The 16,571-nt window shown below is 39.3% G+C and carries 17 protein-coding genes; 2 read left to right on the forward strand and 15 right to left on the reverse strand.

The window, feature by feature from the left end:
- Positions 1-34: 34 nt before the first annotated feature.
- From dapC to MSG66_RS01650, 6 genes are all read right to left on the reverse strand, one after another.
- The gene (gene dapC / locus MSG66_RS01625) at positions 35-1,204 is read right to left on the reverse strand and encodes a succinyldiaminopimelate transaminase (RefSeq protein WP_262472466.1); all 1,170 of its coding nucleotides are present in this window, start codon (positions 1,202-1,204) and stop codon (positions 35-37) included.
- 25 nt (positions 1,205-1,229) lie between these two features.
- Complete coding sequence (gene glnD / locus MSG66_RS01630) at positions 1,230-3,893, reverse strand: [protein-PII] uridylyltransferase (protein WP_324651775.1); 2,664 nt, start codon at positions 3,891-3,893, stop codon at positions 1,230-1,232.
- Between the two features lie 27 nt (positions 3,894-3,920).
- Entirely contained in the window at positions 3,921-5,138 is a 1,218-nt protein-coding gene (purT, locus tag MSG66_RS01635; RefSeq protein ID WP_324651777.1) for a formate-dependent phosphoribosylglycinamide formyltransferase, read from the reverse strand.
- Between the two features lie 102 nt (positions 5,139-5,240).
- Complete coding sequence (locus tag MSG66_RS01640; protein WP_324651779.1) at positions 5,241-5,630, reverse strand: tautomerase family protein; 390 nt, start codon at positions 5,628-5,630, stop codon at positions 5,241-5,243.
- 122 nt (positions 5,631-5,752) lie between these two features.
- Complete coding sequence (gene ygaH, locus MSG66_RS01645) at positions 5,753-6,094, reverse strand: L-valine transporter subunit YgaH (protein ID WP_324651781.1); 342 nt, start codon at positions 6,092-6,094, stop codon at positions 5,753-5,755.
- A gap of 1 nt (position 6,095) precedes the next feature.
- On the reverse strand, positions 6,096-6,818 hold the full coding sequence (locus MSG66_RS01650; protein WP_324652365.1) for an AzlC family ABC transporter permease: 723 nt from the start codon (positions 6,816-6,818) through the stop codon (positions 6,096-6,098).
- A gap of 121 nt (positions 6,819-6,939) precedes the next feature.
- Here MSG66_RS01650 and MSG66_RS01655 point away from each other — a divergent pair, with 121 nt between their 5' ends.
- Entirely contained in the window at positions 6,940-7,410 is a 471-nt protein-coding gene (locus MSG66_RS01655) for a hypothetical protein (protein WP_197730905.1), read from the forward strand.
- 73 nt (positions 7,411-7,483) lie between these two features.
- Here the strand turns inward: MSG66_RS01655 and MSG66_RS01660 are convergent, their stop codons facing one another.
- Positions 7,484-7,780 (reverse strand): hypothetical protein, encoded by a 297-nt coding sequence (locus tag MSG66_RS01660; protein ID WP_133973974.1) that lies wholly within the window; start codon positions 7,778-7,780, stop codon positions 7,484-7,486.
- Positions 7,781-7,952: 172 nt separating this feature from the next.
- On the reverse strand, positions 7,953-8,660 hold the full coding sequence (locus MSG66_RS01665; RefSeq protein ID WP_133973972.1) for a Crp/Fnr family transcriptional regulator: 708 nt from the start codon (positions 8,658-8,660) through the stop codon (positions 7,953-7,955).
- A gap of 92 nt (positions 8,661-8,752) precedes the next feature.
- Between MSG66_RS01665 and MSG66_RS01670 the strand changes: the two genes are divergently transcribed.
- Entirely contained in the window at positions 8,753-9,265 is a 513-nt protein-coding gene (locus MSG66_RS01670) for a DUF962 domain-containing protein (protein ID WP_133973970.1), read from the forward strand.
- 61 nt (positions 9,266-9,326) lie between these two features.
- On the opposite strand, the gene ychF is transcribed toward MSG66_RS01670, so the two are convergent.
- From ychF to MSG66_RS01705, 7 genes are all read right to left on the reverse strand, one after another.
- Positions 9,327-10,418: a redox-regulated ATPase YchF gene (ychF, locus tag MSG66_RS01675; protein WP_005047532.1), complete on the reverse strand. Its 1,092-nt coding sequence runs from the start codon at positions 10,416-10,418 to the stop codon at positions 9,327-9,329.
- Positions 10,419-10,511: 93 nt separating this feature from the next.
- Positions 10,512-11,171 carry a methionine ABC transporter permease gene (locus tag MSG66_RS01680; protein ID WP_324651788.1) on the reverse strand — a complete coding sequence of 220 codons (660 nt, stop codon included), beginning with the start codon at positions 11,169-11,171 and terminating at the stop codon, positions 10,512-10,514.
- Positions 11,152-12,228 (reverse strand): methionine ABC transporter ATP-binding protein, encoded by a 1,077-nt coding sequence (locus MSG66_RS01685; protein WP_324651790.1) that lies wholly within the window; start codon positions 12,226-12,228, stop codon positions 11,152-11,154. Before MSG66_RS01685 ends, MSG66_RS01680 begins: the two co-directional genes overlap by 20 nt.
- A 5-nt stretch (positions 12,229-12,233) precedes the next feature.
- Positions 12,234-13,067, reverse strand: coding sequence for a MetQ/NlpA family ABC transporter substrate-binding protein (locus MSG66_RS01690; RefSeq protein ID WP_324651792.1), 834 nt, complete (start codon positions 13,065-13,067; stop codon positions 12,234-12,236).
- Positions 13,068-13,080: 13 nt separating this feature from the next.
- Entirely contained in the window at positions 13,081-13,911 is an 831-nt protein-coding gene (locus MSG66_RS01695) for a MetQ/NlpA family ABC transporter substrate-binding protein (protein WP_324651794.1), read from the reverse strand.
- 14 nt (positions 13,912-13,925) lie between these two features.
- Positions 13,926-15,338, reverse strand: coding sequence for an LLM class flavin-dependent oxidoreductase (locus tag MSG66_RS01700; protein WP_324651796.1), 1,413 nt, complete (start codon positions 15,336-15,338; stop codon positions 13,926-13,928).
- Positions 15,338-16,561 carry an SfnB family sulfur acquisition oxidoreductase gene (locus MSG66_RS01705; protein ID WP_324651798.1) on the reverse strand — a complete coding sequence of 408 codons (1,224 nt, stop codon included), beginning with the start codon at positions 16,559-16,561 and terminating at the stop codon, positions 15,338-15,340. The genes MSG66_RS01700 and MSG66_RS01705 overlap by 1 nt, the downstream gene beginning before the upstream one ends.
- Between the last annotated feature and the right edge of the window lie 10 nt (positions 16,562-16,571).

Consider the following 16,571-nt stretch of genomic DNA (forward strand, 5'->3'; position numbering starts at 1 on the left):
TAATATTACTAAAGGCTGTACAAGTTACTTATGCTTAGAGAATTGCTTTTAAACGCTTAACTACTTCTTCACATTGCGCTAAATCGGCGACTAAAGCCATACGTACATGATTTTCCCCAGGGTTACCTTGTTCGGTATCACGAGATAGGTAACGTCCCGGTAAAACTTTAATATGTGCTTTTTCCATTAACATCTTGGCAAAAGTTTCGTCGTTATCAACTTTTAACCAATAATAAAAACCAGCATCTGGTTTTTGCAGAGGTAATAAGTGACCGAGTTCGGTTTGGAATAAATCAAATTTTGCACGATATTGCTTACGATTTTCTTCAACATGGCTTTCGTCATTCCATGCTGCAATTGATGCAAGCTGATGTTGAACAGGCATTGCTGCACCATGATAAGTACGGTACTGCAAATATGGTTTTAATAATTCTGCATCACCCGCTACAAAACCTGAGCGTAAACCCGGTAAGTTTGAGCGTTTAGAAAGTGAATGGAATACGACACAGTTTTTATAGTCATCACGACCAAGTTCTGCACAAACTTCTAATAAGCCTGTAGGTGCTTGATCGAACCAAAGCTCTGAATAGCATTCGTCAGAAGCAATAACAAAATTATATTGATCAGATAAGGCAATTAACTTTTTGAATTGCTCTTTAGAAAGCACAGTACCTGTTGGGTTGCCCGGTGTACATACAAAAAGAAGGGCTGTTTTTTCCCATACTTCTGCGGGCACAGCATCAAAATCACCTAAATAGCCATTTTCTTCTGTGCAATTTATGAAATAGGGTTTTGCACCAGCCAGTAGAGCTGCACCTTCATAAATTTGATAAAACGGATTCGGCATGACCACATACGGTGCGTCTTCACGGTTAATGAGCGCCTGAACAAATGAGAAAATTCCTTCACGAGTACCAGACACTGGCAAAATATGGTTTTCTGCACTAATGCTATTGAGTTTGAAGCGTTTGGTTAACCACTCTGCAATACTTTGGCGAAGCTCTGGCAAACCCTTACTATTTGGATAAGTTGATAGATGGTTAAAGTTATCAATAATTGCCTGTTTAACAAACTCTGGTGCTGGATGCTTAGGTTCACCAATTGATAGTGGAATCAATGGAAGATGAGCAGGAGTGATATCCTTAAAAAGCTGGTTTAACTTTTCAAATGGATACGGGTGCAATAACGACAAGCTAGAGTTCATTAAACAGTTACCAATTAGTTGAGTTTCAGTGCTGACAAATTTGATTAGATGCTTCATCTAATGCAGCTTTAAGCTTTTCCGAGAAGAGTTTGACCTCTTCATTATTTAACGGCTTTCCATCTTTTTTCGTGACAAAGAAAATATCTTCTGCACGTTCACCTAAAGTTGCGATTCTAGCTGAATGGATGTCTAAACCTTGCATCATAAATAAACCACCCACACGTGCAAGTAGGCCAGGGTGATCAAGTGTTGAAATTTCGACCATGTTTTGCTGTAACGCTTCATTCAATGTAACGTCGACTGTATTTTCAATATCAAAATGACGTAGTTGACGTGGAATACGGCGTTGCATAAGTCCTGGGTATTGATCTGGCTGACTAAGCGCTTTCACTAATGCAGTTTTAACGGTTTCTTCGCGTTCAGGGTCGGTCAGTAATGTCCCGAAACGATCAAGTACAACATAGGTGTCTAAGCTAAATGCTGTACTTGCCGTGATAATTTTTGCATCTTGAACGTCTAAATTCATTTTGTCCAAAACTGCAACAGTGGTGGCAAAAAGGTTGGGTTGGTCACGTGTATATATAAAGATTTGCACTGCATCTTGGGCAGCTTTACGGTGAGCACGCAACAGTACTAATGGCTCTGAATTATCACCGTGTTTCAAAATTGCTTGAGTGTGCCATGCAATTTCATCTGCTGATTCTTTAATGAAGTATTCATCGCCGAGTTCTTGCCATACTTTTTCGACGTCTGCTAATGAGAAGTTATTCACCAGTAATTCACTTGCTGCAAATTTGGTGTCTTCAATCAGCATTTGATAGTCAACAGGACGACTTAAACCTGTACGAATGACATCACGGGCATGCGTATAAAGTTGACGCATAAGTGAGGCACGCCATGTGTTCCACAGTTTTGGATTTGTCGCATTAATGTCTGCAACCGTTAAGGTATATAGATAATCGAGATGTTCCATATCGCCAAGTTTTTCGGCAAAATCTTTAACAACATCCGGATCTGAAATATCCTTTTTCTGAGCAGTCAGTGACATGAGTAAATGGTTGTGGATGAGCCATGCAATTAATTTGCATTCACGCTCTGTAAAGCCGTGCGCACGTCCAAATTCGATTGCATCTTCTGCACCGAGTTCACTATGGTCTCCACCGCGGCCTTTGGCAATGTCATGAAATAATGCAGCGATAAATACAATATCTTGACGTGCGAGACGCTGAAAAACAGAGCTTACAACAGGGAACTCTTTAGCAAACTCAGGTTCTTTAAAACGGTTTAAGTTGCGCAGCAATAATAATGTGTGTGCATCGACTGTATAGATGTGGAATAGGTCATATTGCATAAGGCCCATAATTTGACCAAACGCTGGAATATAGTTTCCTAAAACACCATAGCGTTTCATCGCAACCAAAGTATCGTATAGACGATAGGGTGAACGAATAATCGACATAAACAGCGCTTGATGTTCAGGATTATCTCGATAATTTTGGTTAATCCGTTTTGCAGCAAGAATAAGTAAGCGTAAAGTACGAGCGCGAATGCCTTCAATATCTGGTCGATTAGCCAAAATATAGAATAGTTCTAAAATGGCACTTGGGTGTTCTGCGAATATTTTGTGGTGCTGTACGGCAAGCTTGTTATCAACAATTTTAAAATGATTATTAACTTCCTCAATTTTACGTTCGTAATTGGGTAAGCGCGGAGTAATGACCGATTCGCTAAAATACGCCAACAACATTTCATTGAGTGTTGAAACCTGCTGAGCAGTACGGTAGTAACGTTTCATGAACTGCTCGACACCGTAATTTACAGGCTGACCTTCTTGACGGACATAGCCAAATTGAGCAGCGATTTCTCTTTGATGATCGAACAGAAGACGGTTTTCATCACGTTTCGCTAAGCGATGTAAATGGTGACGAATTTCCCAAAGAAAACTTTCAGCTTCTTCTAAAACTGTTAATTCAAACTCTGAAATAAAACCTAAATGTACTAAGTCATAAATGCGGTTTACACGGAAATGACGCTTGGCAATCCAGCCAATCTGGTTAATATCACGAATGCCACCCGGTGCATTTTTAATATCGGGTTCTAAATTGCTTTCAGTATTGTTGTGTTGGTGGTAACGCTTAGCTTGTTCAGCCATTTTTGCATCATAAAAGGTTTTGTCTGTCCACGTTTGCGAAACAATACGACGCGGCCATTTTGCAAGTTGACTATTACCCGTAATTAGACGCGCTTCAATGAGTGTAGTTGCGACGGTTAGATCTGTCGCTGCCTGTTCAACACAGCTTTGAATGGTACGAACGCTAATTCCAGGTTTGAAATTGCCAACATCCCATAAAGAGGAAATAAATGTAGAAATACGCTTTTCATTTTCTTCGTTAATTTCATGTTCTGACAAAATCATGATATCAACATCGGAATAGGGCAGCATTTCACGGCGCCCATAACCACCTACAGCAAAAAGACCTAGATCAGTCTGGTCGAGTTCAGCATGTCTCCATAAAAAGATCAGTGCTTCGTCAACTAAATCTGAGCGTGCTTTAATGACTTCCCGAATAGATTGCCCATTTTCATATGAATCCTGCAATTGCTTTTCTACATCTGTTCGCCATTGATTAATGGCTTTAATATCATGATGGCTTGTAACGTAGTTCAGCAATGGCGATGTATTGATCATGAAGATGGGTCTACCAATAAGTAAATATTAAGAGTTGGTTTTTACGCTTACTTGATCAGCGGTTTCTTTCGCTAAAGTGCGGGCAAGATCAGTATTTTCTGCACGAGCAGTTGCCACACCCATACGACGTCGTTTGAAACCTTCTGGTTTGCCAAACAGGCGTAGGTCGGTATTTGGATTAGTTAATGCCGTATTTAAGCCGCTATAGCTTAAGTTGTTGGCATCTACACCAGCATAAATAACTGCGCTAGCAGCAACACTATGGCGAGCTGTGCTCACTGGTAATCCTAAAATTGCACGAGCATGCAGTTCAAATTCGCTTTGAAATTGCGATGCTAGAGTCACTAGACCTGTATCATGTGGGCGAGGTGATACTTCACTGAACCAGACTTTATCGCCTTTAATAAACAGCTCTACACCAAAAATACCACAGCCCCCTAGTGCTGTCGTAACTTTATTCGCAATACGTTTTGCTTCTTCAAGTGCAGCAGCTGTCATAGGTTGGGGCTGCCAGCTTTCTACATAATCACCTGCATCTTGTCGGTGACCAATTGGGTCGCAGTAGTGAGTTTCGATTTCACCAGTTTCAGGGTTTTTAGCACGAACGGTAAGTAATGTAATTTCAAAATCAAAATCAATTTGAGATTCAATGATGACCGTACCTTGGTTAACACGACCACCTTGCATCGCATATTCCCAAGCAGCATCGACTTCATCGAAGCTTTTTACACGAGATTGGCCTTTACCTGACGATGACATTACTGGTTTTACAAAGTTTGGATAACCAATATCATCAGAAGCAGCACGGAAGCTTTCTAGTGAGTCGGCAAATCGGTAAGCAGAGGTAGGTAAACCAAGCTCTTCAGCAGCAAGACGACGAATACCTTCACGATTCATTGTCAGGTTTACCGCTTTAGCAGAAGGAATAACGGTTGCAGTTTGGCTCGCTTCAATTTCAACAAGAACTTCTGTAGCGATGGCTTCGATTTCTGGAACAATTAAATTCGGTTTAATTTTTTCGATGAGCTGTTTTAATTGAGTTGAATCAGCCATATTTAACACATAAGAAAAATGTGCAACTTGCATGGCTGGCGCATGATCATAACGGTCGGCTGCATGTACTTCTACACCAAGGCGTTGTAAGGAAATTACAACTTCTTTGCCAAGCTCTCCTGAACCTAACAATAAAACTTTGAATGCAGAAGATTGAAGTGGGGTACCGAGTGTCACGCTCATGCGAATCATCCTGACAAAATTATTTTTTTAAGCATAGCAGAACTTATGGTGGAGTTAAGCCTTATCATGCATAAAAAAAGTAATTTTGTCGGACAATTAAAAATGTACTTTTTAGATATTAACTTGGTAATTTAAAAGTAGCTCATCAGCATTTTTACCGCGTATACCCCAATTCTCTTTAGGGGTTTCAAAAATCGTAATTTCAATATCTTGAGGTGCTATTTTGCATTGTTCTTCAATATTGCGAAATAAAGTTTGAATGAGTTGTTTCTTAGTAGCTGGGCTACGTCCCGCAAACATTGAAAGTTCAAGAATAATGTAGTGTTGGCTACGATCAGAAGGATAGATAAAATTTCCAGGTTTAAGACTGATAAAACGCTGAAATCTTTTCTCGATAGGATATTTCAACTCTTCAATGAGGGCTTGATGAATAGCATGAGAAAGTAGTTCTCGATACTGCATAATGGTTCGTTCATTTGCGTAAATTTTAACTTGTGACATTTTTATCTCTATTAAGTAAATGAAGTTATCTTTTTAATCAATTCGAAAATTAGTTTTTACACCAGAAGTCTCAACACCTCTGACTGTGAGTTATTTTATATAAGGATGACAAGTTTATCTATTTATAAAGGTAAGTAAGTATAGATCAGGCCATACACAATTGCGGCGGTTAATGTTGCTGGAACAATTTTTTTAAATTTAAAATAAAGACCTGCTAAAACCAAAAAGCCGATAAGCATGGCTAAACTTTTATCTGGATTTTCAAGCAGCGGTGGAAGTGTTGCTACCACAAGCATGGCACTAATTGCAGATATACCAATACAACCCAAAGCAATTTTTAACCAGACTGAACCGCGTCTTTGCTGTGTACTTTGTAGCTTTTGTATAACAAAGAATGGTCCAAAACGTGAGGCGAAATTAGCAATACCGACAATTATACCTACCAGAATAATCTCTAAGTTCATTTTAAACTTCGACCTCTTCTTGTTGTCTTAATACATAATGTTTAAACAAGCCTGCTAAAATGCCTGAAAGAATACCAATAAAAATGGCAGCAGATAAGTTAATCCAATAGCAGGACAAAGCTGAAACGACTAAGGATACCGCGACTACAAGGCTATGTTTGCGTTCAAACGCAGCTAATAAAAAACTCAAAAATAAAGCTGGAAGTAAGAAGTCTAATGCTGCTTGTAGAAATTTTGGCAGATGAGTGACCTGATCTGCAAATAATCCGCCTAGTAAAGAGCCGCTTGCCCAAGCTATCCAGCTAAATAGGCTTAGACCTAACATCCAAGACTCGGACCATTGTTGACGACGTTGCGAAAGTTGGATCATCCCACTCGCAAAAACTTCATCGGTTAACCCCCACGCCCAAACCGCCGTTTTTTTAAGATTTAATTTGTTCGGAATAAGGTTATATAGGGCTGGTCCATAAAGCACATGACGAATATCAAGTGCAATGACTGTTAGCGCAGTTAACCAAATCGATGAACCACTGGCTAAAAGGGCTACAACCAAGAATTGGCTGGCTCCGGCATACATTGAACAAGATAGGAAAAAAGCTTCCCATGGGGTAAAACCAAACTGAGATGCAGAAACACCAAAAGCAAAAGAAACGGGCAAATAGGTAAGTACGATAGCTTGACTATCTTTAGCGCCTTGCCAAAAAGTCGCCGTTTGATCAGCCATCAATTGTTGTTTGGACACGATACACCTTGGCAATAAACCAAATGATAAAAATACTTGAAAGATTGAGTATTGTAGCCGAATTTAATAGCATAGTGCCGAAATGTTTAATCGGCAGTTTGCTATGTTCAACGCTAAGATTCGTTTAGTTTATATCGCCATGTTGAGTGCAGGTATTTTTACATTGCAGGGCTGTGACAATGGTCATCAAGATGCAGAAAAAAAAGTAGAAATTAAGCCAGCACCGAAACTAACTAATGATGCAACTGTTTATGCTCAAAAAGCATGGACGCTAATTAATACGGTTGAGCATTTGGTTTATGAAAAGCAGCTCAGTCAAATTAATGACAACGTTCGTAAACCTCTACGTCAATTAAGTACGGACTGGCGTATTAATGTGAAAATGACTGACTCGGTTACGGAAGGGAAATATGCGCTTTGCCGTAAAGCATTAACCAGTTTAGATGTATGGGCGCGTGAAACATTAGAAAATAATAATTCAGTTGCTCAGAAGCAAGCTGATTATGAGCGTGATAAAGCCCAGTGTAAGGATGCAATTGATAACCCTAATCTTGGCAATACCTCTCCAAAATAAAAACTTGTAAATATAAAAAGCGAGATGATCAATCTCGCTTTTTTACTTTTAAATGATAATGAGTGAATGTTAATTAAGGTTTTGTTGCTGGTTTCATCGCGTCATGTTTCATTTGATTTGCATCATGCTGAGCATGCATAGATTTCGTCATGGCTTCATGCTTTTGTTCAGTCATATCTTTTTTAACATCTTGTTTTGCTTTTACTACTTCTTTTTTAGCAGTTGCTTTGCCGTGTGCAGCAACACATTTTCCGCCTTTATGATTTGGTCCTGTACCACCTTGTAATTGAGTTCCTTTTGGACATGCAAATGCCGAAACACTTAACATAGCCAATACGCCGGCTGTAAGAATTTTTGATAATTTTTTCATGTTAATCAGCGCCTTGTTGAGTATTATTGCTCAGCTTGAGTGTAAGATGAAAATATCTGCTTTAAAACATTTATTTTGTGAAATAGAGTTTGAACAATGTGTTGTTTTGCAGTGTTATCTATTTTTTTAATTTAGTTTTAAGTTTTTGTTATATAGTCGCCTTTACAAAAAATTACGCATGAGCTTGAGCAATTACTTTCAATTGCTCAATATCTAAAATCTCAATTTTTCTAAAAGCAATTTTGATGATTTTTTGTTTTTCGAGCAGGCTCAGTTCATGATTGATTGTCTGTCTAGATGTGGTCAGCATATTTGCCAATTGTTCTTGAGAAATATGAATATGATGATCTTGAATGAGAATATGATTGCCATAACCCTCTAAAATAAATAGAAGACGCTGAGCAAGTCTTTGAGAAATACTGCGTGTTTGGATAGCAATCTGTTCTAAAAAAACATACCTGAGTTTTTGGCTGGTTAAACGCGCAAAATAGTACCAGTAATAAGGATTTTCTTTGAGTAGCTCATTTAAGGGCTTCGCAGGAATATGCAGAACCGTACTTTTTTTCAAAGCAATTGCATCGTGTGAGCGCGGTTCATGGTCAATGAGGGATATTTCACCAAACCACATAATAGGTTCTGCAATTGCAGCGAGTGCTTCATTCCCATTTACATCGACATAACCTAAACTGATTGAGCCTTCGAGTACAGTATAAATGCCATCGAACACATCTTGGGCACGAAAAACATAGCTGTTTTTTTCAAAGATTATTTGCTTGCCATGCTCTAGAATAAAGTTTTGGAATGCTTCTGGAAGGGCACTGAACCATGTGTTTTCTTTCAATCGATTAATATAAATAAGGTCCAATATTCGGCCATCCATGAAAAAAATCATTACTTTGTCAAATAGCTGACAACTTTAAGTTTTCCTTATTTGTACAGTATGACTATATGTTGATGAATAGGGAATAACTCATGTCGAATCTGGAGCAACAGCTTAGCAAATATGCGGCTTATCATTTAAATCATAAAAATATTTTGACGCATTTTATTGGTATTCCACTCATCGTGTTTTCAATTTTATGTTTAACAGCAAGAGCAGGAATCGATATTGGTAGTTTTAAAATGACTTTAGCTATTGTGTTGATTGCAGCGAGTTCAATTTATTATTTTATTTTAGATAAAATATTTGGTTTGCTTATGCTGGTTCTTTTAGCCGCTGTGTATCCACTGGCGAGCCAGATTGCCCAATTATCTTGGGGAGAATGGTTAGCAGCAAGCGTTGGTTTCTTTGTGGTAGGGTGGGTCTTTCAGTTTGTTGGACATTATTTCGAAAAGAAAAAACCAGCTTTTGTGGATGATGTAATTGGACTTGCGATAGGGCCGTTATTTGTGTTGGCAGAATTTATATTTATGCTGGGTTTTAGAAAGCCATTGCATGAGCGAATTTTGAAAGAAGCACGTAGTAAACGAGAGATGATGGATTGAATCATTCCTTATAGATATAAAAAAAGCCCCAATATTATGGGGCTTTTTTTTAAGCTTTAACTTAAACGTTAAAACGGAAGTGCATTACATCGCCATCTTGAACGATGTAAGTTTTACCTTCTAAACGCCATTTACCAGCTTCTTTAGCGCCATTTTCACCGTTGAATTGTACAAAGTCATCATATGCAACAACTTCAGCACGGATAAAGCCTTTTTCGAAGTCAGTATGAATCACACCAGCTGCTTGAGGAGCGGTTGCACCAACTTTTACAGTCCATGCACGTACTTCTTGTACACCAGCAGTGAAATAAGTCTGTAAACCTAAAAGCGCATAACCTGCACGGATAACCACATTTAAACCAGGTTCTTCCATGCCCATTGCTTCTAGGAACTCAGCACGGTCTTCATCTTCTAATAATGAAATTTCAGCTTCGATCTGGTTGCAAAGAGGGACAACAATTGCGTTTTCTTCCGCAGCAAGTTTTTTTACTGCATCTAAATGCGGGTTATTTTCAAAACCATCTTCTGCAACGTTTGCAATATACATCGTTGGTTTTAAAGTCATTAAACCAAAACCACGAACTAATTTACGTTCGTCATCAGACAAATCAGCTGCGCGTGCTGGTTTACCTTCGTCAAGTAATGGTTGGATTTTTTCTAAAACTGCTTTAGTTGCAACAGCTTCTTTGTCACCGCCTTTAGCAACTTTAGTTAAGCGTAAAATTGCTTTAGCAACAGTTTCAAGGTCTGCAAGTGCAAGTTCAGTATTGATGGTCGCGATGTCATCTAATGGATCAATTTTGCCATTTACGTGAATAACGTTTTCATCTTCGAAACAACGTACAACATGAGCAATTGCATCAGTTTCACGGATGTTAGCAAGGAATTGGTTACCCAAGCCTTCACCTTTTGATGCACCAGCAACAAGACCTGCAATATCTACAAATTCCATTGTAGTTGGCAAAATACGTTGCGGTTTAACAATCGCAGCAAGTTTGTCTAGACGTGGATCTGGTACAGGAACAATACCTGTGTTCGGTTCAATGGTACAGAAAGGGAAGTTTTCCGCTGCAATTGCTGCTTTCGTTAATGCATTGAAAAGGGTAGATTTCCCTACGTTTGGCAGACCAACAATACCGCAATTAAAACCCATGAAAACCACTCACAAATGTGTAAATTAAAAATTGTCGCTGATTTTACATGAAAGCCATGACAAAGTCATGGCTAGAGCAGGGTTCTGTTGAGTTTAAACTTTACGTTTATCAAGTTGCTGGGCTAATGCATCGCCTGTCGCTTGTATTAACATCACCAAAACAATTAATATAAAAATGACAGCTAACATAATTTGCATATCAAAACGTTGATAACCATAACGATAAGCTATATCTCCTAAGCCACCAGCACCAATAGCACCGGCAATGGCAGAGGAGTTAATCATGGTCACAATAGTCACAGTAAAGCCTGCCACAATACCTGGTAGAGCCTCTGGTAAAAGCACATGCCAAATAATTTGTTTACGGTTACACCCCATTGCTTGAGCCGCTTCAATTAAGCCTTGATCGACTTCACGTAAGCTGACTTCTGCAATACGGGCAAAGAAAGGAATTGCCGCAATTGTCAGCGGAACAACGGCTGCCCAAACACCGTAACTGGTACCCACAATCCAGCGAGTCAATGGAATAAGAGCCACCATTAAAATAAGAAAAGGTACAGAGCGAGTAATGTTGATGACCCCACCCAAAGCCTGATTAATCTTTTGTGATGGGTGAATGCCATGCTCAGAAGTACTCACTAGAACAACAGCAATCGGTAAGCCAATTAAAAAAGCAATCAATGCAGATGCGCCCACCATCAGTAAGGTATCTACAGTTCCAGTAATTAATAAATCAATGAGCTGGTCGGGCATAGCCAAGTACCTCAAATTGTGCAATTGCAGTTAATGCATCTTGTTGTATGGATGAAATATCAATTTCTACATTAGGGATACCGACTAAAAGTGAACCAATAATATGCCCTTGAATCGTGTCGACCTGACTTTGATATAAATTGACGGGTGCTTTAAACCTAGAAAGTAATTCTTGAATATCTGGAACTTGATGTGCTTCAGCCTCATATTTAAGTTTTACAATAATATGAGTCGAATCTTCATCGGGTAGAGGACTGATTTTAAAAGGTAGCGTGATTTGTTCAAGATTAAGTAGCTCTTGAGTAATGGGTTGCTCTGGTCGTGAAAACACGGACCAAACCTGTCCAGCCTCAACAATTTCCCCTTGATCAATGACCACGACTTGATCACAAATTTCTCGAATGACCTGCATTTCGTGAGTGATTAATACAATGGTTAAGCCCAATTCCTGATTAATCTTTTTAAGTAAAGCCAAAATAGTGGCGGTACTTTCTGGATCAAGTGCTGAAGTGGCTTCATCACACAGTAAAATTTCAGGGTGGTGAACCAGTGCTCGTGCAATGCCAACACGTTGTTTTTGCCCACCAGAAAGTTGTGACGGATAATAGCCAGACTTATCAGACAGTCCAACTAAAGCCAAAACCTCATTTACACGTTGGTCGATATCTGCTTTGTTGTAATTGGAAACTTTTAAGGGCAAAGCCACATTTTCCCAAACTGTTTTTGCAGACATCAAATTGAAATGCTGAAAAATCATTCCAATTCGTTGACGGGTTTGAATGAGCTCGGCATGACTCAATTCAGCAATGTTTTGTTGATGAATATGAATACTGCCAGTATTCACTTGCTCTAAGCCATTTAAGGTACGGAGCAAAGACGATTTGCCTGCGCCACTTTTCCCAATAATGCCTAGGATTTTACCTTGAGGAACATCAAAGTTAATCTCTTTTAAAGCATGCAGTTTTTGACCCTGCGATTGGTAAAACTTATTTAAACCACGAATTTTGATATGAGGTAGAGAAAAATCAACTTGTGATCCAAAACTCACCATTGTCATTCTCCTTATTTCCAGCCTTGAAACCACATACCTTGGCCAAAGTCTTTATCCAGAATATTCTGTGCTTGTTTTGAGTTCTGGAAAGCTTTAACAAAGGTTGCAAGTTTTTGGTTTTTATCTTGGTAATCGCGACGGGTGACAAACAAAATTGCATATTTTTTATCGATTGGATCTAAAAATAATGCGCTATGCGGGTCGGTTACCTTTGCCATTTTTAAGTAGTGAGGGAAGCCGAAAATTAAATCGACATCGTTATATGCATGTGCTGTTTGGGGACCTTCAACTTCAATAAAACTCAACTGTTTAGGATTAGCAATAATGTCTTGGGTTGTTGAAAGTTCATTGTTGCTGTCCTTTAGCTGAATTAAGCCAGCGCGATGCAACAGAATTAAAGCGCGAGCTAAATTGACTGGATCGTTTGGAATAGCAACGCGTGCTTTTGTAGGTAAGTCTTCAAGTGTTTTATATTTTTTTGAATATAAACCTACATGACTTCCTGAGCCCACGGCAAATGCATGTAAGTCATAACCCGTTTCTTTAACAGCATTGCCTAAAAATACGCTTTGCTGGAAAAAGTTTGCGTCAATATCGCCGTTTTGTACGGCAACATTTGGTGCTCGCCAATCAGAAAATTCAACGAGTTTGACATGAATACCTTGCTTTTCTACTTCATTGACAACGCTTTGTAGTAACTCTGCATAAGGCGGGCTAATGCCAATTGTTAAGACATCATCAGCTTGCTTATTTTTAATATAGCGATACCCGACGAGACTTAGAATCACGATTAAAATCGTAATTCCAAGTAACCACGGCTTATGCTGTTTGAACTGAATAGCCATAATCTTTCCGTTATTACTTCCAGCCCGGGAACCAAAGTGTTGGTCCAATCTCAGCATCTAAGACCGCTTTAACTTTTGGCGAGTTTTGATAAATCTCAACAAATTTCTTTAACTTATCGCCCTTGTCCTGATAGTCATCACGCACTACAAATAAAATGGCATAACGTTTATTCGTATTGTCATCAAGTAAAAGTGCACTTTCAGGGTCAGCTGTTTTTGCTAAACGTAAGTAATGTGGATAGCCAAAAGCCAAGTCAGCATCATCAATTGCACGTGCAGTTTGTGGTCCTTCAACCTCTACGAATTGCAAATTTTTAGGGTTTGAAACAACATCTTTGAGTGCAGATAAATGATTGTTTGAATCTTTAAGCGTAATTAATTTAGCTTGCTGTAAGAGTAGTAGGGCCCGACCTTGGTTCACTGGGTCATTTGGAATGACTACACGTGCGTTTTGTGGCAATTCATCAAAGCTTTTATATTTCTTTGAATAAAGTCCGACATGTGATGCTGCACCGACTGCAAATGCCTTTAATTTAAAGCCTGTTTCTTTAATTGCATTGTCTAAGAAAGGTTGATGCTGGAAAAAGTTCGCATCAATATCCCCATGATTTAAGGTAATGTTTGGTGTGTTCCAGTCAGAAAATTCTACCAATTTTACATTTAAACCCTGTTGCTTTGCCTCATCGGCAGCAGCTTGTAAAGTTTTTGCAAATGGTGGGCTAATGCCAATTACAAGTTCATTTGAGTCACTTTGACGGTGTTTATTCCAAAAGAATAAAGCAACAAAAAGGACCACAACGACTAAGCCTACGCCTAGCCATTTTTTAGAGGCTGTTTGAGCCATGTCTATCTCCAAATTTAAGCAGTTATTTCTTCAATTGTTGTTAAGTTTTTGCTGTTGTTATAGGGACTACATCGGAACGCTTGAACAGGGTGCTGTTTTGGTAGTTGATCACCCCGATTAAAGATTTTGTTCCGTAGTGAACCCGTTTTATATGCAGTTTTATAGCGGCCACGTTGTTGTAGTTCAGGAATAACTAAACGAATAAAGTCGTGGTGAGACTCAGGTGCAACAGTACGCGTCAAATTAAAGCCATCAATATCGGTTTCATCTAAAAGATGAATTAAGTATTCAGCAACTTCTTCGCCACTACCCACAATGAGCGGATAACGACCACCCAAAACATGCTGAGCTTTTAAATCATTTTTAGTGATTTGCTGTTCTTTAAATTTTTCGGTAATGGAAACAATGCTGTTACTTTTCTGGTAGGGAATCGCTTCATCGTCGGCAAACTTACTTAGGTCAATACCTGTTGAACTCGCATAATGCGCTAAGCCTGCTTCAGGACTTGCGTACTGACGATATTCATTAAGTTTCTGTACAGCTAAGTCATGTGTTTCGGCAACAACAACGGTTATGCCAACAAAGACTTTAATGTCATCTGCTGCACGTCCTTGCTGTTCGGCAAGAGCGCGAATCTTTTTCACTTGTTCGCGGATTTTTTCGGGCTTGTCACCACCAATAAATACACATTCGGCATGACGAGTCGCAAACTGCATACCTTTTGGTGACGCACCCGCTTGAAACAATGTTGGGGTGCGTTGCACCGAAGGCGACACCTGAAATACGCCTTCACTCTGGTAATATTTTCCGTGATGGTGGATGGTGTGAACTTTAGTTGGGTCTGTAAAAACACGATTTGTTTTATCTTTTTTGACTGCGTCATTTTCCCATGAACCTTCCCAATATTTATAGCAAAGCTCTAAAAATTCTTCGGCTTGTTCATAACGTGCATCGTGGTCTTTTAAACCTTTTTGACCAATCAAACGTTCTGCACTATCTAGATAACCGGTAACAATATTCCAGCCAATACGACCTTGAGTTAAATGGTCAAGACTCGCAAAGCGACGAGCAAATTGATACGGATGCTCATAGCTTAAGTTAACAGTGACCCCAAAACTCAAGTTTTGAGTGACTGTTGCCATAGCTGAAATGAGTGTGGAAGGGTCATGGCTCGGAAGTTGAATTGACTCTTTTAAAGTGAGATCAATACCGTTTTGATAGACGTCATATACGCCGGTAATATCGGCAATAAACAAGCCGTCAAACAGACCACGTTCTAAGGTTTTGGCCTGTTCTGTCCAATAGCTCAGTTCATTAAAACGGTGTGACTCATCACGTGGATGTGTCCATAGACCATGGTTGATATGTCCAACACAGTTCATATCAAAGGCATTCAGCAAAATTTCTTTAGCTTTAAAATCAGTCATCACAATGTCCCCCGACGAGGTGGTAGAACACCATTCAGGACATAGTTCCCAATAAAGTAATATTTCCATCGTGCAGCATCATGCAACGTATGTACGCGTGCATTTCGCCAAAAACGGTCTAGACCATCTTGTGCTTGACTACCACGGCTTCCAGCAAGTTCAATCAGCTTTGACGACGCTTTTAATGCGATATCGCTACTATGAGCACGTACTTTGGCAACATCAATTGAAGCCTTAGCGATCCTTTCAGGGGTAGTTTCAATTTTTGCGGCATCAATTGATTGAGCAGCTTGTTTTAATAAAACTTCACTTGCTCGTACATCTACAGCAATGCGTCCTAATTCATAAATCGTTAAAGGATCTTGGTTTGCCGTTGCAACTTGTGAATCAATCCATGGGCGAGCTTGATGTACTCTTTGCAAGCTTTCTTCAAAAGCTGCACGTGCAATACCTACTTCAATAGACGCATGCATAATTTGGGCAAATGGACCAACTAAAGTGGGCTGTAAGAATGCAGTATCAAAAGGAATGACATCATCTGCATCTACAAAAACCTGATCAAACTTGACTGTGCCGCTGCCTGTGGTTTTTTGTCCAAAACCAGACCAGTCATCTACAAGTTTTAGCCCTTGCGAACCACTTTTAACAAATGCCAGATATTCTCGGCCTGCATCGTCTAAAACTAGAGTTGGAATACGGTGAGCAAATAAGCTTCCTGTGCAGTAAAACTTTTCGCCCTGAATCAAATATCCATTTTCGTGAGGACGGATATTGGTTTGTTTATGGGTAGAGGTTTTTGTTTTGAATTCGGCTAGAGCATTACCAAAGCGCGTACCATTTAACACTTCGCCATATAAGCGTTGTTTTTGAGCTTCTGTTCCCGTATTGCGTAATACTTCCAAAGCATAGAAATGGTTTTGTGGAATTTGTCCAATTGAACCATCTGCACCGCTTAAAAGCGCAATTACTTTAGCAACGGTATGACTTGAAACTTCGGCACCGCCATATTGCTTGGGTACTGTAATTGCCCATAGCCCAGACTGGCTTAAGGCATCAATTTCGGTATACGGTAAAATTCGCTTTGTATCGCGTTCTACTGCGGTTTTTTTAAATTGCTCAGCAAATTGTTTTGCAACTTCTAAAGCTTCAGCATCATTTTGAATAATCTGTGCTTGGTTTGATGCCGATGTTTGTTTAGTTTGAACCGATTGATATGAAGTCATGACAATTTCT

Source organism: Acinetobacter sp. IK31 (genome assembly GCF_035615195.1).
Taxonomy (GTDB): domain Bacteria; phylum Pseudomonadota; class Gammaproteobacteria; order Pseudomonadales; family Moraxellaceae; genus Acinetobacter; species Acinetobacter calcoaceticus_C.

What these genes read in the sequence shown, in the direction of transcription:
- dapC (WP_262472466.1), bottom strand. Translation starts at nt 1,204, where the DNA reads ATGAACTCTAGCTTGTCGTTATTGCACCCGTATCCATTTGAAAAGTTA.
- glnD (WP_324651775.1), bottom strand. Translation starts at nt 3,893, where the DNA reads ATGATCAATACATCGCCATTGCTGAACTACGTTACAAGCCATCATGAT.
- purT (WP_324651777.1), bottom strand. Translation starts at nt 5,138, where the DNA reads ATGATTCGCATGAGCGTGACACTCGGTACCCCACTTCAATCTTCTGCA.
- MSG66_RS01640 (WP_324651779.1), bottom strand. Translation starts at nt 5,630, where the DNA reads ATGTCACAAGTTAAAATTTACGCAAATGAACGAACCATTATGCAGTAT.
- ygaH (WP_324651781.1), bottom strand. Translation starts at nt 6,094, where the DNA reads ATGAACTTAGAGATTATTCTGGTAGGTATAATTGTCGGTATTGCTAAT.
- MSG66_RS01650 (WP_324652365.1), bottom strand. Translation starts at nt 6,818, where the DNA reads ATGGCTGATCAAACGGCGACTTTTTGGCAAGGCGCTAAAGATAGTCAA.
- MSG66_RS01655 (WP_197730905.1), top strand. Translation starts at nt 6,940, where the DNA reads ATGTTCAACGCTAAGATTCGTTTAGTTTATATCGCCATGTTGAGTGCA.
- MSG66_RS01660 (WP_133973974.1), bottom strand. Translation starts at nt 7,780, where the DNA reads ATGAAAAAATTATCAAAAATTCTTACAGCCGGCGTATTGGCTATGTTA.
- MSG66_RS01665 (WP_133973972.1), bottom strand. Translation starts at nt 8,660, where the DNA reads ATGGATGGCCGAATATTGGACCTTATTTATATTAATCGATTGAAAGAA.
- MSG66_RS01670 (WP_133973970.1), top strand. Translation starts at nt 8,753, where the DNA reads ATGTCGAATCTGGAGCAACAGCTTAGCAAATATGCGGCTTATCATTTA.
- ychF (WP_005047532.1), bottom strand. Translation starts at nt 10,418, where the DNA reads ATGGGTTTTAATTGCGGTATTGTTGGTCTGCCAAACGTAGGGAAATCT.
- MSG66_RS01680 (WP_324651788.1), bottom strand. Translation starts at nt 11,171, where the DNA reads ATGCCCGACCAGCTCATTGATTTATTAATTACTGGAACTGTAGATACC.
- MSG66_RS01685 (WP_324651790.1), bottom strand. Translation starts at nt 12,228, where the DNA reads ATGACAATGGTGAGTTTTGGATCACAAGTTGATTTTTCTCTACCTCAT.
- MSG66_RS01690 (WP_324651792.1), bottom strand. Translation starts at nt 13,067, where the DNA reads ATGGCTATTCAGTTCAAACAGCATAAGCCGTGGTTACTTGGAATTACG.
- MSG66_RS01695 (WP_324651794.1), bottom strand. Translation starts at nt 13,911, where the DNA reads ATGGCTCAAACAGCCTCTAAAAAATGGCTAGGCGTAGGCTTAGTCGTT.
- MSG66_RS01700 (WP_324651796.1), bottom strand. Translation starts at nt 15,338, where the DNA reads ATGACTGATTTTAAAGCTAAAGAAATTTTGCTGAATGCCTTTGATATG.
- MSG66_RS01705 (WP_324651798.1), bottom strand. Translation starts at nt 16,561, where the DNA reads ATGACTTCATATCAATCGGTTCAAACTAAACAAACATCGGCATCAAAC.